Consider the following 25,730-nt stretch of genomic DNA (forward strand, 5'->3'; position numbering starts at 1 on the left):
GGACGATGACGAAAGCCCAGGCCGATACCGCCCACGACGCGCTCGACGAAGCGAGCGCGTGGCTGCCGCGTCTGCGCTCGGGGCGCGCGAGCCAAGCGGAAGCCGACGCGTTCGAGCGCTGGTGCGCCGATCGCCCGCAGGCCGCGCATCTGCTGCGCGACACGTGGAGCGCGCTGCGCACGGCCGCCGCGGAGCTCGAGCACGAGGAACGGACGGCCGCGGCGTGGGCAAACGTTGCAAGGCGCGAGCGCGCGGTGCGCACGGGGCGGCGGGCCTTCGTCGGCTTCGCGGTCGCGGCGGGCGCGTCGTGGCTCGCGCTGCGCCCGCCGATGCGGCTCTGGCCGTCGCTCGGCGATCTCGCGGCCGACTACCGCACGGGCACCGGCGAGCAGCGCCGCATCGCGCTGTCGCCGCAGGTGACGGTCGAGATGAACACGCAGACGCGCGTCGACGTGCTGCCCGCGCGCGTCGCCGCGCACGGCATCGAGGTCGTCGCGGGCGAAGCGGAGATCGACGCGGCCGCGCCCACGGCCGATCGCGCGGCGCTGCTCGGGCCCGTCACCGTGGTCGCGGGCGGCGGCCGCATGCAGGCGACGGTCGCGCGGTTCAACGTGCGGCGCACGGACGCGCAGGTGTGCGTGACCTGCCTGTCGGGCACGGTCGCGCTCAGCCACCCGCGCGGCGCTCGCACGCTGCGGGCCGACGATCAGGTCGTCTACGACGATCGCGGCGTGCAGCCGGTGTCGCGGGCCAACCCGGGCGCCGTCAGCGCATGGCGGCGCGGGATGCTCGTGTTCAACGGCGTGCCGCTCGCGGACGTCGTCGCCGAGATCAACCGCTACCGGCCCGGCCGGGTCATCCTGCGCAACGCGGCGCTCGGCGAGAACCGGATGCAGGCGCAGTTCCCGATCGCGCGGCTCGACGACGTGATCGACATGGTCGGGCGCCTGTACGGCGCGCGCGTCACCCGTCTGCCCGGCAACATCGTGCTGCTGAGCTGACCCGTCCGCATTCTCCCCATCCTTCTTTCGGCGATTCCGCCGGCGCTTTCGGGCATCCCGCGGCCTGCGGGGCATGCGGGTTAAGGCGCGTCGATACGACCTGATCCATGAGGGCCGGCAAACGCCGGGCGGGCCGGCAGCGGCCGCCCGGTGGAGCGTCGTCGGACCCGAGGCGTGTGTGGCAAGCGCCCCGGCCCGCGCAGCGATGCGCGCAGCGGGGAAGGTGCGTCGATTGAGCTTCGGGCGGTGGCGTGATCATGACCATATCGCAACGGGATGCAGATTCCGGCGCCGCGCAGTCGCGCGCCGACGACATTCGCGAGGGCGCGGTGCGCTGGCTGCTGTGGCTGCGCGCGGGCGGCCCGACCGCGCGCGAGCTCGACGCTTTCCGCCGCTGGCGCGCGCAGAGCGACGAGCATGCGCGCACCGTCCGGGAGTTGATCTGGATGTGGGCGGTGCTCGAGTCGATCGGCCGGCAGGGGCCGGACGGATCGACGCGCTCGCATTGACGCGCCGCCCCGCGCCCGGAAGCGCCCGTGCGAGCGGGCGGCAAGAAAAGTCTGCGGGTTAGGCGAGCCCGTTTCGACCTTGTTTACGAGAGAGCGAGAGGGCCGTGAAGCGCGACCGCGGCTGGACGAAGCAGGCCCCGGCGCGCGGGGGGAGCGATCGCGGCCGTCGCGCCGCGAATGTCACGCGTGCCGCGCATGCCGCGCGATCGTTCGCGATCAGGACGGCGGCGCGTCCTGCGCGCCGGCGCGCGCGCCGCGCCAGGCGGCGTCGAGCCGGTCGCCGGCGTCGTGCAGGGGCTCGCGCAGGAAGGGGAAACGTTCGAAGAACGGTGCGGATTCTTTCAGGGCCACGATATGGTCGACCATCCATTGCAGCAGATCGCCGCCGTGCCGGACCTGCTCCGGGCGCCAGTGCGGCATCGCGCAGAAGAGCTCCGCGAATCCGCTCCAGCGGGACGGCCTGTCGTTGTCGCCGGGCCGGAAATACGTGTTCATCGCGATGTCGCGCGTGTCGGTCAGCGTGCCGACGAAGAGCCCGTGCGGGGTCGGCACGCCGATCTGCCGCCAGCGCTCCGCGAGCGCGAGCGCGCGCATCACGCGCGCCGCGACGAACGCGATGCGCGTCTCGTGCTCGATTTCCGTGAGCGTCATCACGCCGTTGCGCTGCATGCAACGGGCGACCGCGTGCGGCCGGATGACGTTCGACGCGAAGCTGCGCAGCACGAGGTCGGGCACCGTCAACTGAAGCTGGAATTCGCGCAGGCCGTGCTCGGCGCTCATCGTCGAGAAGTTGACGAACAAGCCTTCGAGCCGGCCGAGCGCGCCGACGTACGGTTCGAGCCCGAGGCGCGCGAGCTTCGGCGCGATCCGGCGCTCGAGCAGCCGCATCAGGTTGCGGCGATTGCGCTCGCCCGCGAAGTCGTCGATGCAGCGCGTGACGACGTCGCTGATTGCCCAGCGGCGCTCGTCGGCGACGAGGCGCGGAGAGCGGCTCAGGTCGAACCGGGCGCGGCCGTGCGCCACGCGTGGATCTACGTACATGCCGGTGCCTCGTGCATCGATTGCGGGCGGATCGGCGCGACGGCGCGTCGTCGTGCGTCTCCGGTCGCCCACGATGCTGCGGCGTCGAAAGCGGCCCGTCAAGCGCGATCGTGCCGACGGCCGGGCTGCATGCGCGGGCGTTCAACCATACAGCGCGGGGTGATCAGGTGATGCGCACGATCGTGGAACGCTTCGTCGAACAGAGCCCGATGGCGATCATGGCGCGGCTCGTGCTGCAATGCGCACTGCACGACGACTGGATCGATGCCGCCGCCGACATGGACGACGCGCCGAACGGCGAGCCGATACGCGAGACGCTGTTCGCGCTCGCGGTCGACGCGTTCGCGGCGATCGCCGCGCGCACGCGCGCGCCGGGGAGCGCCGCCGCCGGCGCATCGCCCGCGCTCGGCGCGGCCGTGACGGCGCTGCACGACGGCATGAGCCGGCTGCGGGCCGGCTGGGGGCGCGCGCTCGTGAAGGACAGCGTCGAGCTGCTGCAGCCCCTCGCGGCGATGCGCGCCGAAGACCGCGCGCCCGCGGTCGGCGGCATGCGGCTGCGCGTACTCGACGGCGGCGCATGCGCGCCGCGAGCCGACGGCTGCGCCTGCGCTCGCGCCTGCGACGATCCGGCGCGCGACGCCGCCGAGCGTGCGCGGGCGCTGCCCGTCTACGATCCGGCTCTCGGCATGATCGTCGATCTGTTGCCGTACGAGCGCGGCCGCGCGCACGAGCGCGCGCTCGTCGCCGCGTTGCTCGAAACGGTCCGGGCGGGCGAGCTGTGGATCGTCGACGGCCGCTTCGACACGGATGCGATCCTGTCGGGCTGGCCGCGCGGCGGCGGCGCGTTCATCGTGCGCGAATACGGCCGCACGCTCGCGTGCCGGCCGCTCGGCGACTGGCATGAAGCCGGCGTGCTCGGCGACGGACGCCTCTACGAGCAGGCGGTCGGCATCGCGGGCGACGGCGGCGTGTCGGGTATGCCGGGGATGCCGGGTATGTCGGGCGTGTTCCGGCGGATCGAGTGGCGGCGCGGCGCGGGCTCGCCCTCGCACTCGCCCTCGGATTCGGGCTCGGATTCCGACTCGCTCGCGCCCGGCTCGACGATCGCCGTGCTGACCGATCTGCCGGCCGCGCCGTTCGACGCGCGCGAGGTCGTGCAACTGTCCTGCACGCGCTGGCGCGACGCGCTGCCGCTGCCGATCGAGCCCGTGCTCGGCGCCGCGCGGTTCGGCAACGTGCCCGCGCGCGCGGCGCAGCTCGCGCGCGGCATCGCCGCGCTCGCGTACAACGCGCTCGGCGCGATGATGAAGGCCGTCGCCGGCGCGCTCGATCTGGACGCGCGCGATATCGAGCGTCTGCCGCCGCATATCGCGGACGGCGTCGCGGCGACCTACGCGGGGATGATGATCGCGCTGCCGCCCGAGTGGTGGCGGCGCTACGACCGGCTGTCGGCGGCGACGCTCGGCCAGATCGTGCGGCTGCTCGCCGTGCACGTCGATCCGCGCAGCGAGCGCCGCAAGCGTCGCGACAACCGGCTGTCCGCGAAATCGCAGGCGCTGCTGCGCACGGCGACGCTCGAGCGCCTGCTGCACGACGACGGCGACGATCCCGTGGCGAACGTGTTCAGCCTGCGCACGATCGCGATGGCGACGCGCGACTTCAGCAGCAATCCGTCGAAGGCGCTGCGGCACGCGGGCGAGGCGCTCGTGATGGTCACCAAGTACAACCGGCCGATCGCGCTGCTCGTGTCGATCGACGACTGGAACCGGCTGCTCGGCGAAGTGCGCGAGACGAGCCTCACGAGGCTGTCGTTCGACTGCGCGGACGCGACGCCGGGCGTGTGTCCGGTCGCGCTGAGCGAGTCGTCGCTGAACTAGCGGCGTTTCCGCGGGCGGCGTGCTGGCGGCAGTGGGCGCTCGCGCGTCGAAGCTTGCCTGCGCGCGGCGGCACGCGCCGCGTTCAGCCCGCGAGCCGGCGAACCCAGATCACCGCGGTCCAACTGAAGTTGCCGCTGCCGTAGCGCGCGATCAGCGTGTCGATGCGCGCGTTGATCCGGGCCGAATGCACGCGGCAATGCACGACGAAATAGCCGCTGTCGACGCCGACGGTCGACCCGTCCGGCAGCGTCGGGTTGCCGCCCTGCGCGGGCGTGAGATATTCGGCGACGTCGCCGGTGCTGACGAAGTACGCGGTCTGGCGGCGATCGACGAGCCGCTTCGCCTGGCTGCGCGAGAGCGTCGGAATCGCGGCGACGAGCACGGGCTCGGGCGCGGTGTTGACGTTGACCGTGGTCAGATCGGGCAGGATCGTCACGAACGGCGCGAGCGTCGCGATCGCGTGCGCGTCGTAGCCGGGGATGCGCGCGAGATCGTCGACGGACACGAGCTGCAGCGGCCAGCCGTCGGGCGCGTTCGTTTCGCGCAGCGAGCGCAGCATGTAGTCGGCCGTCTGCTGGGCGAGCGCGGGATCGAGCGACAGCTCGCCGAGCAGCCGCCGGTAGGCGAGCACGCCTTCGCCGCTGGTCTGCCACGGCTTGCCGGGCGCGACGCGCGACACGAGATTCGTCAGGTTCAGGCGCGCCTGCGCATCCTCGACGTGGCCGGAGATCCATGCGCGCGCGAGCTCGGCGTTGAGCGCCGCGGTGCCGGGCGGCAGCAGGTCCGCGAGCTGCACGTCGGCGAGCGGCGCGGACCACGTCTGACCGACGACGGTGACGTTCGACGTCGCGCTTTGCGCGCGCAGCGTCGCCCGCGCCCATTCGACCGCGGCGCGCTCGACCCACATCGTCTGGGTCGCGAGACGCTGGTTCTCGACGTCGCGCGTCGCGACCTGCTGACGCCACAGCACGCTCGCCGCGAGCGTGGCCGCCAGCGCGACGACGAGCAGCGCCGTCACGATCGCGATGCCGTGCTCGCGTCGCGCGCGCGTCGCCCCTCGCTTCTCGTATCGATCCATCGCGTGCCCCATCGTGGCGATTATGTGGCGATTCCGTGCCGATGCCGGCCGCGCTCAGCCTTCGAACGCCAGCCACGCATGCGCGATGCTCGCATGCGCGGATGACGCCACGCCGAATGTCGCCGCGAGCCCCGTCACCCAGCACGCGAGCGTCGCGGAGCGCGTGCCGCCCGTCGTGACGGCGAGCGGGCCGACGAGCCCGGCAATCGCGTGCGAGCGCCACAGCAGCAACACGAACAGCGTGCAGCCGACAGCCATCGCGACGCAGAACGCATGGAGCGCGACCGCCGAACGCCGCGTGAACGGCGCGCGGTGATGGCGCTGGTTCGTCGCGACGATCGCGGCTGCGTTCGCCACAGGCACGATCGCCATCGCGAGCATCCAGAAGAGCGGCTGGTCGCTCGACGAATTGATCAGCAGCAGCGTGCCGATCGTCCAGATCGGCGGCGCGAGCAGCGTGAGCGCGATCCATGACAGCAGTTGCCACGCGAGCCACGGTGCGCGCCAGCGCAGCGGGCGGCGCGCGGCGGCATGGCCGGCCGCGGCCGGGCGCAGCCGGCCCGGCATTGCGGTGGTGCGGGACAGGCGCACGGCGAGCCACCGTGCGAGCATCGCGGCGAATGACATGAGTTCGTCCGAGTCGTTGACGTGCTTTCTCTTGGCGGGCTTTCTCAATAGCTAGGACGGATCGGGCGGCCGCAAGCCGCAGGATTTCGGCGGGCGCGGTGCCGCGGCGGCATGGATCGGGCGCGTGGCCGGCGCGCGGACTCGTGCGAATCTTCAGGAGAATGTCACAAAAAGTTCCCGGTACAAACCCGACGATTGTCGGGCTGCCCGCGGGTGCGTCGCGATCGCGCGCGCCGCCGACGATCCGTGCCGGCCGGGCAGACGATATGCACACGAAACGGGGCTCAGCACAGTCATGCGCAACGTCCTCGCCAACGACGCGGGGTATCCGCTGCGCGCGCATTGCGGGTCGTGCTCGATCGGCCGCGCCGTTTCATGGGCGCAGCCGAGGGGCGACATGCGCGCCGCTCGCACGCCTGCGGCGTCGAGTCGGCCGTCGCACGCAAAAAGGTTGCGGCAATGCGCGCTTCGTTCCGTCTAGGTAGATGAGCGTTGCATCGAGCGTGTCGCGCGCGGTGCCGCTCGCGATCGACGCTCGCGCGGCCGCTGCGGGTTTTTCGCTTTCGTTTCGTCCTTTCCGGTGAGACGCCGCTTGTCGCGCCGGAGCGCATCTCGCCGTCGATGCCAACCGGCGCTGTTCGTCGGCGCTCGGGGTGCGCGGGACATGATCAGGATGGCGAAGTAAGAGTCATCGAAATGAAACACGTATTTGATAGCGGGCGAGCGGGTGACGCTGTTCGCGCCGTTGCGATCCGGAACAAAAAGGGGAATGGCGCATGCCGCCGAGAGTAGACCGTAAGTCACGCGAGCCAAGGCGGTTGATGCGCCGACGCCTGACCAGCGTCGTGCTGGCCGGGGGGCTGAGCGTCGCGCCCGTCGCCCGCGCGCTGGAGGCCGCCGCCGCGCCGGCCGCGAACGCGGCCTCGACGGCGCCGCAGACGTTCGACGTCAACGCATTCATCGTGCGCGGCAACACGATGTTGCAGGCGATCGAGATCGAGAAGGCCGTCTATCCGTTCGAAGGGCCGGGCAGAACGCTCGCCGACGTGAACGCGGCTCGCGACGCGCTGCAGAAGGTCTATCAGGATCGCGGCTATCAATCGGTCGTCGTCGAATTGCCGCAGCAGCAGGTGAAAAACGGCGTGATCCTGCTGCAGGTGGTCGAGACGAAGGTCGGCCGGTTGCGCGTCGACGGCGCGAAGTACCACTCGCCGCAGCACATCCGTGACGCGGTGCCCGCGCTCGCCGAAGGCGCGGTGCCCGACTTCAGCCAGGCGCAGCAGCAGCTCACCGAGCTCAATCGCTCGGCCGACCGGCAGGTGATTCCCGTGCTCAAGCCGGGGACGATGCCGCAGACCGTCGACGTCGACCTGAAGGTCGACGATCACCGCCCGCTGCACGGCACGCTCGAGCTGAACAACGACAACAGCCCCGGCACGTCCACGCTGCGCACGAGCGCGAACCTCAGCTACTCGAACCTGTGGCAGCTCGGCCACGTGATGTCGGCCACCTATGTGATCGCGCCGCAGCACCCGAACGACGCGCGCGTCTACGCGTTTTCGTACCTCGCGCCGATCCGGGATTCGCGCTGGAGCTTCCTCGCGACCGTCGTCCACTCGGACAGCAACGTGGCGTCGGTCAGCGGCATGAACGTGCTCGGCAAGGGCACGACATACGGCTTCACCGCGATCTACGCGCTGCCGGCGACGGATACCTACGCGCAGTCCGTCAGCATCGAGATCGACCGCAAGCATTACGACGAAAACGTGATGTTCGGCCGCCAGACGTCGACGGCGCCGCTGACCTACGTGCCCGTGACGTTCTCCTACAACGGCCAGTTGAGCCTGAAGCAGTCGCAGACGTCGTTCCTGGCATCGCTCACGACGAACATCCGCGGCATCGGCAGCGACTGGGGCGCATGGGACAACAAGCGCTACAACGCGACGCCGGATTTCGTCTACGGCAAGTTCGACCTCAATCACACGCAGCGCTTCGCGAACGACATGCAGGCCAATGCGCACGTGAGCGCGCAGCTCTCGAACTCGCCGCTCGTGTCGAGCGAGCAGTTCGCGGCAGGCGGGATGAACAGCGTGCGCGGCTACATGCAGGCGGAGGACACGGCCGATAGCGGCGTGATCGGCTCGCTCGAGCTGCGCAGCCCATCGCTCGCGAAATGGCTGGGCGGCGCGGTCGGCAGCCGCGTGAACGAGTGGCGCTTCCACGCGTTCGTCGACGCGGCGCATCTGTGGTTGCTGAGCCCGCAGGCGGAACAGACGTCGCGCTTCAATCTGCTGAGCGTCGGCGTCGGCACGCGGCTGCAGTTGCTCAAGTACGCGAGCGCGGATTTCGAGGCGGGATGGCCGCTGAAGGCGGGGGTCTATACGCGGCGCTACAGCCCGCGGTTCGATTTCTACGTTCGGCTGGGGTTCTGACGGATTTTCTTTTCGTGCCGGGGCGGCGCGACGTGCGCAACGCCCGCACATTCGGGGAGTGGATCGTGAAGCGAGTCTTGTTTTTCCTGTTGGCGGTGATGCTCGGCGCGCTGCCCGGCGTCGCGAGCGCATGGTGGCAGAGCGACTGGTCGTACCGCAAGTCGATCACGATCGACGCGAGCGCCAAGGGCGCGAACCTCACGGAGTCGGCCGGCCGCGTGCCGCTGCTGATCCGTCTGCATTCGGGCAATTTCCAGTTCGACGGGCTGGCCGACAACGGCGCCGACATCCGCTTCGTCGGATCGGACGACAAGACGCCGCTGAACTTCCACATCGAACAGTACGATCCGGTGCTCGGCGTCGCGCTGATCTGGGTCGACATCCCGAAGATGCCCGCGGGCGCCGCCGAGTCGATCTGGATGTACTACGGCAACAAGAAGGCGCCGGACGGCGGCAAGCCGGCCGAGACGTTCGACGCCGACTACACGCTCGTCTATCACTTCAACGGCGCGGCGGGCGCGCCGCCGAAGGACGCGACGGCCTACGGCAACAACGCGCAGAACGCGTCGTTCAGCACGATCGAGGACGGCATCGTCGGCAAGGGCGCGCGGTTCGACGGCAACGGTTCGCTGACGCTGCCGGCGAGCCCGTCGCTGAATGTCGCCGCGGGCGCGGGCTTCACGTTCAGCGCATGGGTGAAGCCGTCGGCGCTCGCGCCCAACGCGCTGCTCTACAGCCGCCGCGACGGCGCGAACGCGCTGCTGATCGGTCTCGACAACGGCGTGCCGTTCGCGCAGATCGACGGCGGCGCCGCGCCGGCGCGCACGCCGGCCGCGCCGCCCGTCGGCGCGAATCAGTGGACGCATCTCGCGGTGACGGCCGACGGCAGGAACCTTACCGTCTACGTGAACGGCAAGCAGGTGGCGCAAGCGGCGGCGGCGCTGCCCGCGCTGTCGGGCGCGGCCGCGATCGGCGCGGACGTGGCCGGCGCGCCGGCCGGCTTCGCCGGGTACGCGGGGGCGCTCGACGAGCTCCGGCTGTCGAGGCTCGCGCGCTCGCCGCAGGCCATCGCGGTCGACGCGCTGGCGCAAGGCTCCGAATCGAAGCTTCTCGCGTACGGCGCCGACGAGAAGCAGTCCGGCTTCGGCTTCGGCTATTTCGGCGTGATCGTCCAGTCGGTGACGGTCGACGCATGGGTCGTGATCACGGTCCTGCTCGCGATGGCGGCCATCTCGTGGTTCGTGATGTGGACGAAGGCGCGCTACGTCGGCGCCGTCGATCGCGCGAACGGCTACTTCGTCCAGCGCTTTCGAGAGGTCGCGGGCCGGCATCTCGTCGGTCTCGCGCACGTCGACGCGCGCTCGGACGAAGGGCGCCGGCTCGCGCAATCGTCGCTGTATCGCCTGTATCGCGCGGGCGTCGACGAGATCCACAGCCGCGTCGACGACAACGGCCGCACGGTGATCACGACGGAATCGATCGAGGCGATCCGCGCGTCGATGGACGCGACGCTCGTGCGCGAGAACCAGCGGCTGTCGAAATCGATGGTGCTGCTGACGATCGCGATCTCGGGCGGCCCGTTCCTCGGCCTGCTCGGCACCGTGGTCGGCGTGATGATCACGTTCGCCGCGATCGCGGCGGCGGGCGACGTGAACGTGAACGCGATCGCGCCGGGCATCGCGGCCGCGCTGCTCGCGACGGTGACGGGCCTGTTCGTCGCGATCCCGGCGCTCTTCGGCTACAACTATCTGCTGATCCGCAACAAGAACGTGACCGCGAACATGCAGGTGTTCGTCGACGAGTTCGTCACGCGCCTCGCGGAGGCGCATCGCAATCCGGACCACGCGCTGGCGGCGGATTGAACGGGGGAACGCGCGATGCAAGTACAGGACGACGACAAGCCATACGACGACATCAACATCACGCCGATGCTCGATCTGGCATACGTGCTGCTAGTGATTTTCATCATCATGACGACCGCGTCGGTGCAGGGGATCAAGGTCGATCTGCCGAAGGCGAGCTCGTCCGCGAGCCTCGCGAAGCCGAAGACGAAGGCGATCACGGTCGCGGACTCGGGGCAGATCTTTCTCGACGCATACCCGGTGACGATGGACGAGCTCGAAGCGCGCCTGCGCACCGAGAAGGCGGCCAGCCCCGAATTCCCGATCGTGCTGAAGGGCGACGCCGCCGTGCAGTACCAGAAGGTCATGGACGTGCTCGATCTGCTGCGGCGCCTCGATCTGTCGCAGGTCGGTCTCGTGACCGGCAAGGCGAAGCAGGGCGGCTAGGGACGCGCGATGGAAATGACCTACAACGGCGGCCCGCGCGACAAGGGGCCGGGCCGCTTCGTGAAGCCCGTCGCGCTCGCGCTCGTCCTCGCGGGGCTCGCCGCGCTGATCTGGCGTTTCGCGGGCGACACCACGGGCGTGAAGCGCGCGAGCGCGCCGCAGGTGACGACCGTGATTCCGCTGCCGCCGCCCCCGCCGCCGCCGAAACAGAAGCCGCCGCCCGAGAAGATGAAGGAGGAGGCCAGGATGCCCGTCGACAAGCCGACGATCGCGCCGAAGCCGTCGGAGGCGCCGAAGCCGTCGGACAACCAGCCCCGGCAGATGACGATGAACGCGCCCGCGCAGGCCGGAACCGACAGCTTCAACATCGGCGCGGGCGACGGATCGGGCATGGTCGGCAGCGGCGGAGGCGGCAAGTTCGGCAATTCGAGCTACGCGCAGTACATGGTGTACGTGCTGCAACGCGCGATCGAGCAGGACAAGGGCGTGCAGGAGGCGGGCGGCGCGCGCTTCTCGGGCAGCCTGAACCTGTGGATGGACCCGTCGGGCCGGATCACGAAGGTGACGATCGCGCAGTCGACCGGCGACGCGAAGATCGACGCGGCCGTCGTCGCGGCGGTCGAGTCGCTCGGCCGGGTCGACGAGGCGCCGCCGCCCGCGACCGCCTATCCGGTGCTCGTCAGGTTGCAGGGGCGCAAGCCGGCATGACGGCGCGCGCGAATGCGAACGGCGAATGAATCATGGGGCAGGTCCGTCGCACGGATGCTGCCGGAAAAAGAAACGGCAATTGTTCGGAGTGCTTTGATGATTCGGAAGATGAACGGACGGGGTGACGGGCCCCGCAGCGGCGCGCTGTCCGCGCGCCTGTCGCGCATCGGCGCGGCGGTGCTGACGCTCGGGCTGACGTGCGCGTCCGCCGCGCACGGGCAATCGCTCGAGACGCAGGCGGCATCGGGCAAGGCCGCGCCGACGGAGAGCGTGGTGGTCAACCTGATCAACCTGCTCGTCAAGCGCGGCGTGCTCACGCAGCAGAACGCGAATGAGCTGATCAGCGAGGCGCGCGCGGAAGCCGCGCAGGCGAAGGCCGCGCGCGCGTCGGGCGCGCCCGTGGTGGCGGGGGCCGCCGTGGTCAACCCGCCGACGCAGCCGGGCGACGTCGCGGTGCCGTACGTGCCGCAGGTCGTGCGCGACCAGATCCGCGACCAGGTCAAGCAGGAGGTGATCGCGCAGGCGAAGGCCGAGAACTGGGCGCAGCCGAACACGTTCCCGGACTGGGTGTCGCGGATCAGGCTCGACGGCGATCTGCGCGTGCGCGACGAATACCACTTCTACGGCAGCCGCAACGCGAACAACGTGACGAACTTCGCGGCGATCAACCAGGGCGGCGGGTTCGACATCAACCCGAACACCAACACGACGCAATTGCCGACGCAAAACACCACGCAGAACCGCAACAACCTGCTGCGCTACCGCGCGCGGCTCGGCGTGACGGCGACGCTGTCCGACGAGCTGACGGCGGGCGTGCAGCTCGCGAGCGGCAACGACAACGGGCCGGTGTCGACGACGGCCACCGCGGGCGGCGGCTTCGCGAAGAAGAACATCTGGCTGAACAAGGCGTACTTCTCGTACCGGCCGGCGGCCTGGCTGAACGTCACGGCCGGCCGCTTCGACAACCCGTTCTTCAGGTCGGACCTGGTGTTCTCCGACGATCTGATGATGGACGGCCTCGCGGCGAATCTGCACCACGCGCTGCCGTGGAATCCGGACGTCACGCTGTTCGGCACGCTCGGCGTGTTCCCGATCCAGTACACGAGCGAGAACTTCCCGTCGAACAGCACCGACAAGGCGGGCAGCGACACGAAATGGATGTTCGGCGCGCAGTTCGGCGCGGACTGGAAGATCGACGCGAAAAACCGCCTGAAGGGCGCGGTGGCGTACTACGACTTCCAGAACATGCGCGGCACGCTGTCGTCGCCGTGCGCGCTGTATCTCGGCGCGACGAACTGCAGCACCGACAACGAGGCGCCGGCGTTCATGCAGGGCGGCAACTCGCTGATCGCGCTGCGCAACATCGTGCAGAACCCGAACCTCGCGCCGGGGATGACGCCGCAGCCGCAGCTCTTCGGCCTCGCGTACAACTACCGGCTGCTCGATCTGAAGACGCAGTGGGATACGGTCGTCGCCGATCGCTTCAAGCTGCGCCTCGACGGCGAATACGTGCGCAACCTCGCGTACAACGAGAACAAGGCGTTCACCGCGGCGTCACTGCCCGTCAACAACTACGAATCGACGTCCGTGAACGCGACGCGCGCCGATTATCGGAGCGGCCCGAACGGCTTCCTCGCGAAGGCGACGATCGGCGAACCCGAGCCGCGCACGAAGGGGCAGTGGAATTTCTCGGTGGCGTACAAGTATCTGCAACCGGACGCGGTGCTCGACGCGTTCAACGATTCGGACTTCCATCTCGGCGGCACCAACGCGCGCGGCTATGTGATCGGTGCGGCGTATGCGGTGGCGCGCGACGCGTGGGTGTCGGCCCGCTATCTGAGCGCGAAGGAAGTGTACGGCCCGCCGGTATCGATCGACGTGCTGCAGCTCGAGCTCAACGCACGTTTCTGACCGGAGCCGAGGATGAACACCACCCATCGCGCGATGCTCGCGGCCGGCCTGGCCGGCGCGCTGCTGCTCGCCGCCGGCGGCGCGCGCGCGCAAGGCATCGAGGACAAGCTGCGCAGCCAGTTGCGCTCGACCGTGCAGGAACTGCGCCAGTTGCAGGACGGCCAGGCGCAGTTGCAGGCCGACAAGGCGGCCGCCGAGAAGCAGCGCGACGACGCGCTCGCGCAATTGAAGACGGCGCAGGCGCAGCTCGCCGCGGCGCGCGGCGATTCGGGCGCGGGGGCGGCCGCGAAGCGCGCGCTCGCGCAGGAGCGCGCACTTCGCGAGCAGGATGCGCAGTCGCTCGCGAAATACAAGTCGTCCAACGAGGCGCTGCTCGCCGCGGCGCGCGCCCACGATGCGCAGCGCGCGCAATGGCGCGACGACGTCGCCGCGCGCGACATGCAACTGACAACCTGCGAGGCACACAATGCGGCGCTGTATCGCGTGGGCCACGAGATCCTCGAGGCATACGAGCACGTCGGCTTCGGCGCGATCGTCGCGTCGCGGCAGCCGTTCGCGCAGTCGGCGCGCGTGAAGTACGACGAGCTCGCGCAACGCTACGGCGATGCGCTGTACGCGGGCAAGTACGACCGGGCCGCGCGTTCCGCCGGCGCGGCGCCGGTGCCGACGCCGGCCGCGTCGGGGGGCGTCGCGGCCGGCGCGCCATGAGCGCGCGGCGGCCCTGCGGCGCGGGACAAGCGCATCGCTCGGCCGGCTCCATTCATTCGTTGAACACAGGAAGAACGCACATGCAGGACAGCCTTTCGAATGCCGGCGGCGCACGCCCGGCGCAAGACGACGAGCCGATCGCGGCGATCAGCGCCGATCGACTGGCCGACATACTGCGCCGCGCCGGCTATCGCGTGACGGCGGCCGAGCAGAACGGCGCGGTGCAACTGATGAGCGCGAGCCAGGGGATCGGCTTCTCGGTGCGCTTCGGCAATCCCGCCGCCGGGCTCGGGCCGCGGCCCGCCGATGCGGGCGAGGGCCCCGCCGCCGCGCTCTACGTCGACTACACGCTCGCGTGCCTGCTGCAGGTGCAGGGCGAATTGCCGGCCGAGCTCGTCGCGAACTGGAACCGCACGAAGCGCTTCGCGCGCCTCGCGAACCACGGGCCGCTGCTCGCGCTGGAGATGGACGTCATCGTCGCGGGCGGCGTGTGCGAGCGCCACGTGCGCTCGACGATCGAGCTGTGGGATCGCCTGATCCAGGAATTCCTGCTGCATCTGCGCAACCGGCCCGCGATGACCGAGCAGGAAGCGGCGGCGCGCGCGGCGCCCGGCGAGCAGGCGGCCCAAGCCGCGCACGAGCGCGCCGCGCAGCCGTGACCGCCGCGAGCCGGATCGGCGCTGCACTGCGGACTGCGCGCCGGATGCAATGAACGTAACGATGCCGATGCGTGCGTCGCCCGGGCGCGATGCACGCGATTCGGGAGGGCAGTCTCAAGAGAGGGCGGTCAAGGCATGATGACGAAGATGAAGATAAGGGCGATCGCGGTGAGCGGACTCTTGCTGGGTGCGCCGCTCGCCGCGCACGCGCGGGACGACGTGATCGCGAACGCCGCGCAGGCGTCGGTCACGCAGGCGGATCTCGCGACGCTGCTGAAGACGGTGAACCCCGAAGTCCGTGAACGGCTCGCGGCCGACCCCGCGGCGCTGGACCAGGTCGTGCGCTCGGCGCTCGCGCAGAAGGCCGTGCTCGCCGACGCGAAATCGAAGGGCTGGGACAAGGAGGCGCAGGTGCAGTCGGCGATCGAGCAGGCGCGGCGCGACATCGTCGTGCGCAGCTATCTCGCGTCGATGAACGCGCCGCCGGCCGACTATCCGTCGGACGCCGAGATCCAGGCCGCGTATGACCGGAATCTCCCGGCGTTCATGGCGCCGCGCGCGCTGCACGTCGCGCAGATCTACATCGCCGTGCCGCCGAACGCGGAGGCCGCGACGCTCGACAAGGCGCGCAGGCAGGCGGCCGATCTCGCGAGCCGCGCGCGCAACGGCGATTTCGCCGCGCTCGCGAAGGCGAACTCGCAGGACCACGCGAGCGCGGCGAACGGCGGCGATCTCGGCTTCGTGCCCGAGCCGCTGATGCTGCCGGAAGTGCGGCAGGCGGCCGGCGCGCTGAAGCCGGGCCAGGTCTCCGCGCCGATCCGGACGCCGGCCGGCTTTCACGTGGTCAAGCTGATCGACGCGCGCGCCGCCGCGCCGCGCCCGCTGGCCGACGTGAAGGAGCAGGTGCGCGCGATGCTGCGCGCGCAGCGCACGCAGCAGAATGCGCAGGCGTATCTCGCGAAGCTGACCGCGAACGCGCCGATCAACGAAGAAGCGCTGAAGAAGGCGCTGGCGGCCGTCCGGTAGGCGCCCCGTGGCCACCGCCCGTCCGACGCCGCGCATCGATCCGCCCGATGCGCATGCCGATGTGCATGCCGATGTGCACATGCCGAAGCGGCCGCGCCCGGCCGTCTCGATCGGGCGAGTGCGCCCGCCGAAGGCCAACCTGTGGCCGCGTCCGCCCGGCGAGCTGCCGACGCACTGTCCGCTCTGCTTCGGCGCGCTGGTGTCCGTGCCCGGCGCGAGCGGGCACGCGCGGCACCGGAGCGCGCGGTGTTCCGCGCAATGCGTGCTGACGACCCACCGCTACCAGCCCGACGAACCGATGATCTGCGGCTCGCGCGACGCGCAGTGCTCGGCGCGCCATCGGGAGCGCTTCGTCGCGCAATGGGCGCGCCATTACGCGTTGATGCGGCGCGTGTGGCCCGCGCTCACGATCGAGCGCTTCGTCACGGTGATCGCGTGCGCGGACGTCGCGGATCTCTGGTCGTACCGCGCGCTGCGCGACGACGATCTCGCGGCCGTCCTGCTCGTGCTCACCGGCTTCCTGCGCGTGCCGGACGCGCCCGCCGCCGATGCGCTCGTGCCGGCGGCGCGCTGGGTGCGGTTCTGGTTCGACGCGAGCGTGCGCGAGATCGGCGACTTGTGGGCGGGCGCCGCCGCGCCGCGGCTCTTTCGCGTCGACTATCGCGAGCCGCTCGCCACGCCGTATCCGACGGGCGCGCAGGTGCACGCGTGGCAGCGCATCGACGGGATGCGCGATGCATGGGCGCAGCAGGCCGACGCGCCGGCGGCGGCCGTCAGTCCGCGCGATCGCGCCGCGTTCGCGCGTTTTCTCGCGAGCCCGCCGCCGCGCGGCGGCGAAAGCGTGTGAGGGCGACGCGGTGCGGTGTGATCGAACAAATCTCGAAGGAGGCTCGCATGAGGGTGCGACGCAAGTGTATCGCCGTGGGCGCATGCCTGTTGCTGATGGCCGGCGCCCATGCGCAGGGCGGCCGTGCCGACGTGGATGCGGCCGCCGTGGATGCGGCCGGCTCGGCCGCGCGGCCGAGCCCGACGCCGAAGCCGGTGTGCGTCGACGCGGAAGTCGACGGCAAGCGCGCGCTGTCGTACGACTGTCTCGGCGCGCAGTTGAAGCCGAAGGCCGAGCCGCAGGTCGGCGCGTCGCAGACGGATTCGGAGCGGTTGTCGAAGCAGCCGTCGAACCGGCTCGGCACGTTCAACCTGTCGGCCGAGCGCAACCGCTTCGGCGCGAACTGGGGTAAGTCAGCGACGCCGCAGCGGCCCGCCGCGCCCGTCGCCATACCGCCGAAATGACGCGCGGGGCGGCGTCGCGCAATGGGCGCGCGCGAGGCCGGCGGCGCGCCGCCGGGCAACGAAGAGGAGCAGCAACGTGAAATCGGGCAAACGGGCAGGCATGGCGGTGAGCCGGGCGATCGCGGGGGGCTTGGCGCTCGCGCTCGCGTGCGGCGCGCCGCGCGCCGCCGACCGGCCGGCGCGGGCCGACGGCGCGCCGACGGTCGCGCTGCCGAATTTCTCCGCGCTCGTCAGACGGGTCGGCGCGGCCGTCGTCAACATCAGCGTCACGCGCGAGGTGACGCAGATGGGCATTCAGCTTCCGCCCGGCATCCCGCCCGATCATCCGCTCGCGCCGTTTCTCGCGCGCCGCGTGATCGGCAATCGCGACGAAGTGAGCCTCGGCTCCGGCTTCATCGTCAGCGCGGACGGCGTGATCCTGACCAACCGGCACGTGGTCGGCGACGCGGCTGCCGTGGACGTCAAGCTGACCGACAAGCGGCAATTCAGGGGGCGCGTGATCGGCAGCGATCCCGTGTCCGACGTCGCCGTGATCCGCATCGACGCGCGCAACCTGCCCGTCGTCGCGACGGGCGACCCGGCGCGCACCGAGGTCGGCGACTGGGTGATGGCGATCGGCTCGCCGTATGGCTTCGCGAACACGGTCACGCAGGGCATCGTCAGCGCGAAATCGCGATCGCTGCCCGGCGAGCGCGCGATCCCGTTCATCCAGACCGACGTGCCGATCAACCCCGGCAATTCGGGCGGCCCGCTGTTCGACCTGAACGGCCGCGTGATCGCGATCAATTCGATGATCTTCTCGAAGACGGGAGGCTACCAGGGGCTTGCGTTCGCGATTCCGATCGACATCGCGCTCGACGTGAAAGACCAGTTGATGCGCACCGGCAAGGTCACGCGGGGGCGGCTCGGCGTCGCCGTGCAGGAAGTCAGCCAGGCGCTCGCGCGCTCGTTCGGCCTCGCGACGCCCGACGGCGCGCTGATCACGACGGTCGAGCCCGACGGCCCCGCCGCGCGGGCCGGCCTGCAGGCGGGCGACGTAGTGCTCGCGGTCGACGGCCGGCCGATCGCCGAATCGGCCGACCTGCTCGGCATGATCGCGGCCATGCGCCCAGGGCGCATGGCCGATCTGCTCGTCTGGCGCGCGGGGCGCGCGACGCACATGACGGCGACGATCGGCGCGTTCGACAGCGGCACGGCGTCGAGCGGCGGCGCGCCGGGGCCCGCGCGTCTCGCGCGTCTCGGGCTGGCGCTGCGCGCGGCGACGGAGCAGGAGCAGCAGCGGCTCGGCATGAGCCGCGCGCTCGTGGTCGAACAGGCGAGCGGCCCGGCGGCCCGCGCGGGACTGCGGGCCGGCGATGTCCTGCTGTCGGTGAATGGCGCGCCGGCCGCGAGCGTCGGCGCGCTGGCGAGCGAGATCGACCTCGCGCACGGGACGGTCGCGCTGCTCGTGCAACGCGGCGGCGCGCGATTGTATGTTCCGATCGAGCCGGGGTGAGCGCCGGCGCCCGGGGCGGGCAGCGCGTGGCCCGGCGCGGCCTGCCTGCCGCATCGGCGTCGTGCGAACGGGAAAGTGAAACAGGAGGCGTGATGAAGCGAAGGCGAGGAAGGGGCGTGCTCCGATGGCTGCCGGCGTTCGCCGTCGCGTGCGTGCTCGCGTCGGGCGTGCCCGCCGCCGCGCAGACGGCCGACGTGCCGCAGCCGTGGATCAGGTACGGCGAGCTGGCCGGCGGCGAGTTCCGTGCGCGGCTCGAAGCCGACGGCGAAGCGGCCGACCGGCTGCACCGGTATCTGGCGGCGCGCGTGGCGAACGCGAGCGCTGGCGCACCGATGCAGTCGATCGTCGTGCGCGCGTGGATGGACGCGAACGGAGCCGTCACGCGTGTCGAATTCGCATCGCTCGGCGATCCGGACGCCGACGCGACGCTCAGGCAGTTGCTCACCGCGACTCCGCTGGCGGAGCCGCCGCCGCCCGACATGCCGCAGCCGCTGCGCGTGCGCCTGCGGTTCGCGCCGAATCCCGAATCGCGAACCGGCGAGCCGGCTGAAACCGGGCATGCGCGATGAAGCGCCGCGCGGCGCCGGACGGCGATTCGCGCCATCCGGCGAGCGGCCGGGATTCGCCGGATGCGCGGGAATCGCTTCCCGGCGCGATGCTCCGTCGATCGTCGGGGCGAGCGCGGACTGGGCGGCCGGCGTTCGCGACGCACGAGGTTCTGCGGCCGGGAAGAGCCGGATGAGGGACGAAGAGTCACGAGGAAACCGAGATGCGGATAGGGATTTCGTATATTGCACGGCCTGGGCGCACGGTATGGGACGACGGGCCGGGCCAAAGCGTGTTCTTTCTGGTCAAGCTGCTGCGCGCGCTGCCGGCGATCGAGGACGTCGCGCTGATCGACTGCGGTCCGGAACCGGCGTTGCCGGCGCAGGCGAAAGCGCTGTTTCCGGACCTGCCGCTGATGGCGCCGCGCGAGGCCGCGCAGCGGGTGGACGTGGTGATCGGGATGTCGGGCGGGCCCGATGCCGAATGGCTGGATCACGTGCGCGCGCGAGGCAAGAAGGTGGTGTACCTGTGCGGCGGCGAGCCGGACGCGCAATGGCTCGGCCCGAGCGTGTTCCAGCGAGGCGGGTATGGTTCGCACGCGCCGCGCTGCGACGAGATCTGGGTGCTGCCGAAGGATCGGGCGTTCGGCCCGGTGCTGGAGGCGCTGCATCGATGCCCGGTGCACGAAGTGCCGCTCCTGTGGGACCCGATGTTCATCGATCGGCGCATCGGCGGGCTGGCGGCGCGCGGACGGCGCTTCGGCTACGCGGCGCGGCACGGTGGTCGGGGCGGGACGCGGGGGCTGCGCGTGGCGATATTCGAGCCTGACGGAGCGCAGGCCAAACGCTGCGTGATTCCGGTGCTCGCATGCGACATGGCGTTTCGCGCGGCGCCCGATGCGATCGACGAAGTGCGGGTGCTCGACGGCGCGCTGATGCAGGCGCACCCGAGCTTCTCGTTTCTGCGGAACTCGCTCGGCGTGAAGCAGGCGGGACGGCTGCATCTGGATGGCCGGCACGACTTCGCGGACTACATGAGCCGGGCGGCCGATGCGGTGGTGGCGCATCACTGGCGCGACGATCGGAACGTCCCGCACCTCGACGCGCTGTATGGCGGCTATCCGCTGATTCACAACGCGACGTGGCTCGCGGATCTCGGCTATTACTATCCGGCGTTCGACGTGTTGTCGGCGGCGCGCGCGCTGGTCGCTGCGGCGACGCGGCACGACGCGGCCCAAGCGGACTACGTGCGCCGTTCGCGCGCCTTTCTCGCCGGGCTGAGCCCGCTGTCGCCGGCGAACGGCGCGCGTTATCTGCAGCGGTTGCTGCATCTGACGGCCGCGCGTGCCGGCAGATCGGGCGATGCCGCCGCGGGGCGGCGCTCCGCGCAGGCTGCATTCGCGGATCGTGAGATGGCGGCATTCACGGCCGCACGCCGATCCGGTACTTCGTCGTCTGCCGATACGTGCCCCCGGGCCGCAGCACGGCGCCGTCCCGCAGGTTCGTCATGTTGATCTGATTCGGAAACCCGCCGGCCTCGAGGCACAGCGCCGCGTGGCGCGCACAGCGCGCGCCGTCGCGCACGCGCAATCCGTGCAGATGATTGCCCGTATAGCATTGCAGCCCCGGCTGGTCGGTCGACACGGTCAATTCGCGCCCGCTCTCGGGATCGTACACGCACGCGACGGGCCGCACGCCCCGCGTGCCGGCGCTGCCCAGCACGTAGCAGTGGTCGAAGCCTCCCGCCCGCGCGAGCTGCGCGTGCGGCCAGTCGAGCCGCGCGCCGAGCGGCGCGCCGTGCCGGAAATCGAAGGCGGTGCCGGTCACGTCGGCGGCGCCCGTCGGGATCAGCGCGTCGTCGATTTCGAGGAACATGTCGGCGTCGATCGTCAGCAGATGACCGCGCACGTCGCCGCCCGGGCGGCCGCTCAGGTTGAAATAGCTGTGATTCGTCAGGTTGAGCGGCGTGGGCGCGTCGGCGGTGCCGGTGTAGTCGATCGTCAGCGCGCCGTCGTCGTCGAGCGTGTAGCGAACCTGCACGGTCACGTTGCCGGGGAAACCCGCGTCGCCTTCGGGCGATTCGAGCCGCAGCGCAAGGCCACCGCAGTCGTCGACGACTGCCCAGCGCTCGCGATGAAAGCCGCTCGCGCCCCCGTGCAGCAGGTTGCCGTTCTCGTTGCGGTCGAGCGCGTAGTCGACGCCGTCGAGCGTGAAGCGCGCGCCCGCGATCCGGTTCGCCCAGCGGCCGATCGTCGCGCCGAGGTAGGCCCCCGATTCGATGTATTCGGCCGGCGCGTCATGCGCGAGCACGATGTCGGCGAAGCGGCCGGTGCGGTCGGGCGCGAGCCAAGACACGACCGTCGCGCCGAGATCGCTGACGACGACGCGCATGCCGTCCGCATTGCGCAGCGTGTAGCGGCGCACCCGGTCGCCGCCGGGCAGCGCGCCCCAGGGCTCGGACGGCACGCGGGCGACGCCGGGAGCCGGAGGAAAAGCATGAGTGTCGGTGTCGATGGGCATGGGCGGAATCGGTTCGTGGACGGTCGTCTTCATCGCGCGGACGCGGCGCGCTCCTGGTATTCGCGCGGCGTGCAGCCTAGCTCGCGCCGGAACACCGCGTGCATGTACTGCAGCGACGTGAATCCGCAGCGGATCGCGACCTCGGCGCTCGACGCGTGACGGCCCGCGAGCAGCGCCTGCGCCGCTTCGAGCTTGTGGCGCAGGATTTCCTGGTGCACGGTGCGCCGCAGTTCTCGGCGAAAGTGCTCTTCGAGCAGCGAGCGCGACACGCCGACGTAGTCGGCGACCTGCTCGGTCTTGATGCCCTGGCACGCGTACTGGCGGATGAAATGGCGCGCGCGCATCACGTGCGGACTCGCGAGCGGCTGGTGGCGCGTCGATTCGAGCACGTTGATCCCGACGGGCGGCACGAGGATTCGCCGCCCCGGAAAGCGCGCGCCGCCCAGCATCTGATGCAGCAGATGCGCGGCGGTGCGGCCCATCTCCCCGGTGCCCTGGATCACCGACGAGAGCGGAATGCGCGTGAGCGTGCGCGTGAGCGGATCGTTGTCGATGCCGACGATCGCCACCTGCTCGGGCACCGGGATGCCGGCGATCAGGCACGCCTGCAGCAGGTGCCGCGCGCGCGCGTCGGTCACGGCGATCACGCCGACCGGCTTCGGCAGCGCGCGCAGCCAGCCGATCAACTGCTCGATCGCGTGGTTCCAGGCCGACGCGCTCGTCGACAGCCCGCGGTAGACCGGCGCATCGAGCCCATCCGCGCGCGCGAGCCGGTCGAACGCGCGCTCGCGCTGCTCCGCCCAGCGGTTCTGCCGCGCGACGGGCAGGCTGTACATCGCGAAGCGCGGCAGCCCCGCGCCGATCAGATGCGTGTAGGCGAGCGACACGAGCTTCGCGTTGTCGGTCGCGATATACGGCAGGTCGGCCGGATACTGCGCCGGGTCCTCGTACGACGAGCCGACCGCGACGATCGGCAGCGGCGAGCCGGCGAGCGCGTCGGCGACGGCCGGATCGTCGAAGTCCGCGATGATGCCGTCGCCGTCGAAGCGCTCGATGCCGGCGAGCCGGCAGCGGAAGTCGTCTTCGAGGAACAGGTCCCACGCGACGCGCGTCGAGCGCAGGTAATCGCCGATGCCGCCGATGATTTCGCGGTCGTAGACCTTGTTCGCGTTGAACAGCAGCGCGATGCGGTGCGGCGTCCGGGCGGAAGGGGCGCGGGTCATCTCGATCTCTAGGGTCTGCTTACATACGGAACGCGCATGCGAATGCCCGGCATCGCGCGGCTCCCAAGGGGACTTCCCGCGGGGCGCGGGGCGGCGCGGCGCCGTGGCTCCCGAAGGCGCGCGGGCGGCGCCGCGCGGCTGTCGGGCGTGCGGCCATTGTAGGACGGGATGCGCGCCGTGCGCGGGCGGCTGGCAAGAAACGTTATGCGCGCTGCGCAATTTCGCAATTGCCGGCGCGAGGGTGCGCGAGCACGATCCTGCCAGACCGAATTCGGCCCCGCGCGTCGCCGCGACGCGCGTTGCGCCGCAACACGGATGGAGACGCCATGTCGTATTTCGAACACATTCCCCCGATTCGCTACGAAGGCCCGCACTCGGACAACCCGCTTGCGTACCGGCATTACGACCGCACGAAGCGGGTGCTCGGCAAGACGCTCGAGGAGCACCTGCGGATCGCCGTCTGCTACTGGCACACGTTCGTGTGGCCGGGCCACGACATGTTCGGCCAGGAGGCGTTCCGGCGGCCGTGGCAGCAGCCGGGAGAGCCGCTCGAGCGCGCGCGGCAGAAGGCCGATGCGGCGTTCGAATTCTTCACGAAGCTCGGCGCGCCGTTCTACACGTTCCACGATACCGACGTCGCGCCGGAAGGGGCGAACCTGCACGAGTACGTCGAGAACTTCACGCGGATGGTCGACTATCTCGGCGAGCGCCAGCAGGCGAGCGGCGTGCGGCTGCTGTGGGGCACCGCGAACCTGTTCTCGCATCCGCGCTTCGCGGCCGGCGCGGCGACGAACCCGAACCCCGACGCGTTCGCGTGGGCGGCGACCCAGGTGTGCCACGCGCTCGACGCGACGCGCCGGCTCGGCGGCGAGAACTACGTGCTGTGGGGCGGCCGCGAAGGGTACGAGACGCTGCTCAACACCGATCTCGCGCGCGAGCGCGAGCAATTGGCGCGGTTCCTGTCGATGGTCGTCGAGCACAAGCACCGCACCGGCTTCACCGGCGCGCTGCTGATCGAGCCGAAGCCGCAGGAGCCGACCAAGCACCAGTACGACCACGACGTCGCGACGGTGCACGGCTTCCTCACGCAATACGGATTGCAGAACGAAATCCGCGTGAACATCGAGGCGAACCACGCGACGCTCGCCGGCCATTCGTTCCATCACGAGATCGCGAACGCGTTCGCGCTCGGCGTGTTCGGCAGCGTCGACGCGAACCGCGGCGATCCGCAGAACGGCTGGGACACCGACCAGTTCCCGAACAGCGTCGAGGAGCTGACGCTCGCGTTCTACGAGATCCTGCGCCACGGCGGCTTCACGACGGGCGGCATGAACTTCGACGCGAAGGTGCGGCGCCAGAGCGTCGATCCGGAAGACCTGTTCCACGGCCATGTCGGCGCGATCGACGTGCTCGCGCTCGCGCTCGAGCGCGCGGCCGTGCTGGTGGAGAACGACCGGCTCGATGCGCTGCGCCGGCAGCGCTACGCGCAGTGGGATTCGGCGTTCGGCCGCAAGATCCTCGCGGGCGGCTACTCGCTGCAGTCGCTCGCCGCCGACGCGCTCGCGCGCGGCGTGAACCCGCGGCACGCGAGCGGCGCGCAGGAGCGGCTCGAGAACATCGTGAATCAGGCGATCTACGCGCTGCGCTGATCGCACCGGCAGGCGGGCGTCCGGCACGCGCGGCGCTGCGCTCCGACGCGGGCGGCGCGCTGCTGCGGCTGCCCGGCGTTTCGTGGGTTCGTGGGTTCGTCCAATAAAGAGGAGTGCAGACATGAGATCCATCACGCGTCGTACCGTATTGGGTTCGCTTGCCGGCGCCGCGGCGCTGGCGCTCGCCGCGCCGCTCGCGCACGCGAGCCGGGACAAGCCGGAGATCGGCTTTTGCATCGACGACCTGCGCGTCGAGCGCTGGTCGCGCGACCGCGACTATTTCGTCGCCGCCGCGACGAAGCTCGGCGCGAAGGTGTCCGTGCAGTCGGCGGATGCGAGCGAGGCTCGGCAGATCTCGCAGATCGAGAACCTGATCTCGCGCGGCGTCGACGCGATCGTGATCGTGCCGTTCAATTCGAAGACGCTCGGCAACGTCGTCGCCGAAGCGAGGAAGGCGGGCATCAAGGTCGTGTCGTACGACCGGCTGATCCTCGACGCCGACGTCGACGCCTACATCTCGTTCGACAACGTGAAGGTGGGCGAGCTGCAGGCGCAGGGCGTCTACGACGCGAAGCCGAAGGGCAACTACTTCCTGCTCGGCGGCGCGCCTACCGACAACAACGCGAAGATGCTGCGCGAAGGCCAGTTGAAGGTGCTCAAGCCCGCGATCGACCGCGGCGACATCCGGATCGTCGGCCAGCAGTGGGTGCCCGAGTGGAGCGCGTCCACCGCGCTGCGCATCGTCGAGGACGCGCTGACCGCGAACGGCAACCGGATCGACGCGATCGTCGCGTCGAACGACGGCACCGCGGGCGGCGCGATCCAGGCGCTCGCCGCGCAGCATCTCGCGGGCAAGGTGCCGGTGTCGGGGCAGGACGCGGATCTCGCGGCCGTCAGGCGCGTGATCGCCGGCACGCAGACGATGACCGTCTACAAGCCGCTGAAGCTGATCGCGAGCGAAGCCGCGAAGCTCGCGGTGGATCTCGCGAAGGGCGCGAAGCCCGCGTACAACGCGCAATACGACAACGGGAAGAAGAAGGTCGACACGGTGCTGCTGCAGCCGACGCTGCTGACGAAGCGCAACGTCGACGTCGTCGTGAAGGACGGCTTCTACACACCGGCGCAACTGGCGAGTCAGTGAGC

At 70.7% G+C, this 25,730-nt stretch carries 23 protein-coding genes; 18 read left to right on the forward strand and 5 right to left on the reverse strand.

What is annotated here, in order from left to right; translation table 11 throughout:
- The first annotated feature begins 5 nt into the window (after positions 1-5).
- Together AQ610_RS09175 and AQ610_RS09180 are read left to right on the forward strand one after the other, a co-directional pair.
- On the forward strand, positions 6-1,001 hold the full coding sequence (locus AQ610_RS09175) for a FecR family protein (RefSeq protein ID WP_045554843.1): 996 nt from the start codon (positions 6-8) through the stop codon (positions 999-1,001).
- A gap of 257 nt (positions 1,002-1,258) precedes the next feature.
- On the forward strand, positions 1,259-1,510 hold the full coding sequence (locus AQ610_RS09180; protein WP_144411936.1) for a FecR/PupR family sigma factor regulator: 252 nt from the start codon (positions 1,259-1,261) through the stop codon (positions 1,508-1,510).
- A 216-nt stretch (positions 1,511-1,726) separates the two neighbouring features.
- Here the strand turns inward: AQ610_RS09180 and AQ610_RS09185 are convergent, their stop codons facing one another.
- Entirely contained in the window at positions 1,727-2,551 is an 825-nt protein-coding gene (locus AQ610_RS09185) for a hypothetical protein (protein ID WP_009917379.1), read from the reverse strand.
- 170 nt (positions 2,552-2,721) lie between these two features.
- Between AQ610_RS09185 and AQ610_RS09190 the strand changes: the two genes are divergently transcribed.
- A complete protein-coding gene (locus tag AQ610_RS09190; protein WP_197417874.1) occupies positions 2,722-4,428 on the forward strand; it encodes a type II toxin-antitoxin system Phd/YefM family antitoxin in 1,707 nt (568 codons plus the stop codon).
- 82 nt (positions 4,429-4,510) lie between these two features.
- Here AQ610_RS09190 and gspK read toward each other — a convergent pair whose 3' ends face one another.
- Positions 4,511-5,506: a type II secretion system minor pseudopilin GspK gene (gene gspK / locus AQ610_RS09195; RefSeq protein WP_009916857.1), complete on the reverse strand. Its 996-nt coding sequence runs from the start codon at positions 5,504-5,506 to the stop codon at positions 4,511-4,513.
- Between the two features lie 54 nt (positions 5,507-5,560).
- Positions 5,561-6,133, reverse strand: a complete 573-nt coding sequence (locus tag AQ610_RS09200; RefSeq protein ID WP_006026834.1) for a hypothetical protein — start codon at positions 6,131-6,133, stop codon at positions 5,561-5,563.
- An 821-nt stretch (positions 6,134-6,954) separates the two neighbouring features.
- Between AQ610_RS09200 and AQ610_RS09205 the strand changes: the two genes are divergently transcribed.
- From AQ610_RS09205 to AQ610_RS09265, 13 genes are all read left to right on the forward strand, one after another.
- Positions 6,955-8,565 carry a ShlB/FhaC/HecB family hemolysin secretion/activation protein gene (locus AQ610_RS09205; RefSeq protein WP_009917040.1) on the forward strand — a complete coding sequence of 537 codons (1,611 nt, stop codon included), beginning with the start codon at positions 6,955-6,957 and terminating at the stop codon, positions 8,563-8,565.
- 65 nt (positions 8,566-8,630) lie between these two features.
- Positions 8,631-10,427 (forward strand): DUF2341 domain-containing protein, encoded by a 1,797-nt coding sequence (locus AQ610_RS09210; protein WP_043282686.1) that lies wholly within the window; start codon positions 8,631-8,633, stop codon positions 10,425-10,427.
- A gap of 15 nt (positions 10,428-10,442) precedes the next feature.
- Positions 10,443-10,853, forward strand: a complete 411-nt coding sequence (locus tag AQ610_RS09215; RefSeq protein ID WP_006026831.1) for an ExbD/TolR family protein — start codon at positions 10,443-10,445, stop codon at positions 10,851-10,853.
- A gap of 9 nt (positions 10,854-10,862) precedes the next feature.
- On the forward strand, positions 10,863-11,561 hold the full coding sequence (locus AQ610_RS09220) for an energy transducer TonB family protein (RefSeq protein WP_009916439.1): 699 nt from the start codon (positions 10,863-10,865) through the stop codon (positions 11,559-11,561).
- A 96-nt stretch (positions 11,562-11,657) separates the two neighbouring features.
- Positions 11,658-13,472, forward strand: coding sequence for a putative porin (locus AQ610_RS09225; protein WP_043282619.1), 1,815 nt, complete (start codon positions 11,658-11,660; stop codon positions 13,470-13,472).
- Positions 13,473-13,484: 12 nt separating this feature from the next.
- Positions 13,485-14,180 (forward strand): hypothetical protein, encoded by a 696-nt coding sequence (locus tag AQ610_RS09230; protein ID WP_043282617.1) that lies wholly within the window; start codon positions 13,485-13,487, stop codon positions 14,178-14,180.
- 80 nt (positions 14,181-14,260) lie between these two features.
- Positions 14,261-14,839 carry a YbjN domain-containing protein gene (locus AQ610_RS09235; RefSeq protein ID WP_006026827.1) on the forward strand — a complete coding sequence of 193 codons (579 nt, stop codon included), beginning with the start codon at positions 14,261-14,263 and terminating at the stop codon, positions 14,837-14,839.
- Between the two features lie 135 nt (positions 14,840-14,974).
- Complete coding sequence (locus AQ610_RS09240) at positions 14,975-15,865, forward strand: peptidylprolyl isomerase (protein WP_006026826.1); 891 nt, start codon at positions 14,975-14,977, stop codon at positions 15,863-15,865.
- A 7-nt stretch (positions 15,866-15,872) separates the two neighbouring features.
- Entirely contained in the window at positions 15,873-16,712 is an 840-nt protein-coding gene (locus tag AQ610_RS09245; protein WP_006026825.1) for a hypothetical protein, read from the forward strand.
- 47 nt (positions 16,713-16,759) lie between these two features.
- On the forward strand, positions 16,760-17,155 hold the full coding sequence (locus AQ610_RS09250; RefSeq protein WP_009916455.1) for a hypothetical protein: 396 nt from the start codon (positions 16,760-16,762) through the stop codon (positions 17,153-17,155).
- Positions 17,156-17,255: 100 nt separating this feature from the next.
- Entirely contained in the window at positions 17,256-18,650 is a 1,395-nt protein-coding gene (locus AQ610_RS09255; RefSeq protein ID WP_043282615.1) for a Do family serine endopeptidase, read from the forward strand.
- Positions 18,651-18,766: 116 nt separating this feature from the next.
- A complete protein-coding gene (locus AQ610_RS09260; RefSeq protein WP_006026822.1) occupies positions 18,767-19,219 on the forward strand; it encodes a YbaB/EbfC family nucleoid-associated protein in 453 nt (150 codons plus the stop codon).
- A 200-nt stretch (positions 19,220-19,419) separates the two neighbouring features.
- A complete protein-coding gene (locus AQ610_RS09265) occupies positions 19,420-20,709 on the forward strand; it encodes a DUF2827 family protein (RefSeq protein ID WP_015601043.1) in 1,290 nt (429 codons plus the stop codon).
- Here the strand turns inward: AQ610_RS09265 and AQ610_RS09270 are convergent.
- Together AQ610_RS09270 and AQ610_RS09275 are read right to left on the reverse strand one after the other, a co-directional pair.
- Complete coding sequence (locus AQ610_RS09270; RefSeq protein WP_009916717.1) at positions 20,618-21,715, reverse strand: aldose epimerase family protein; 1,098 nt, start codon at positions 21,713-21,715, stop codon at positions 20,618-20,620. The two genes, AQ610_RS09265 and AQ610_RS09270, sit on opposite strands and share 92 nt — an antisense overlap.
- A 29-nt stretch (positions 21,716-21,744) precedes the next feature.
- Positions 21,745-22,938 (reverse strand): XylR family transcriptional regulator, encoded by a 1,194-nt coding sequence (locus tag AQ610_RS09275; protein WP_006026820.1) that lies wholly within the window; start codon positions 22,936-22,938, stop codon positions 21,745-21,747.
- 326 nt (positions 22,939-23,264) lie between these two features.
- Between AQ610_RS09275 and xylA the strand changes: the two genes are divergently transcribed.
- Together xylA and xylF are read left to right on the forward strand one after the other, a co-directional pair.
- Positions 23,265-24,587 carry a xylose isomerase gene (gene xylA / locus AQ610_RS09280; protein ID WP_006026818.1) on the forward strand — a complete coding sequence of 441 codons (1,323 nt, stop codon included), beginning with the start codon at positions 23,265-23,267 and terminating at the stop codon, positions 24,585-24,587.
- Positions 24,588-24,708: 121 nt separating this feature from the next.
- Positions 24,709-25,728, forward strand: coding sequence for a D-xylose ABC transporter substrate-binding protein (gene xylF / locus AQ610_RS09285; protein WP_043282614.1), 1,020 nt, complete (start codon positions 24,709-24,711; stop codon positions 25,726-25,728).
- The last annotated feature ends 2 nt before the right edge of the window (positions 25,729-25,730 follow it).

The sequence above is a fragment of the Burkholderia humptydooensis genome (assembly GCF_001513745.1).
Classification (GTDB): Bacteria; Pseudomonadota; Gammaproteobacteria; order Burkholderiales; family Burkholderiaceae; genus Burkholderia; species Burkholderia humptydooensis.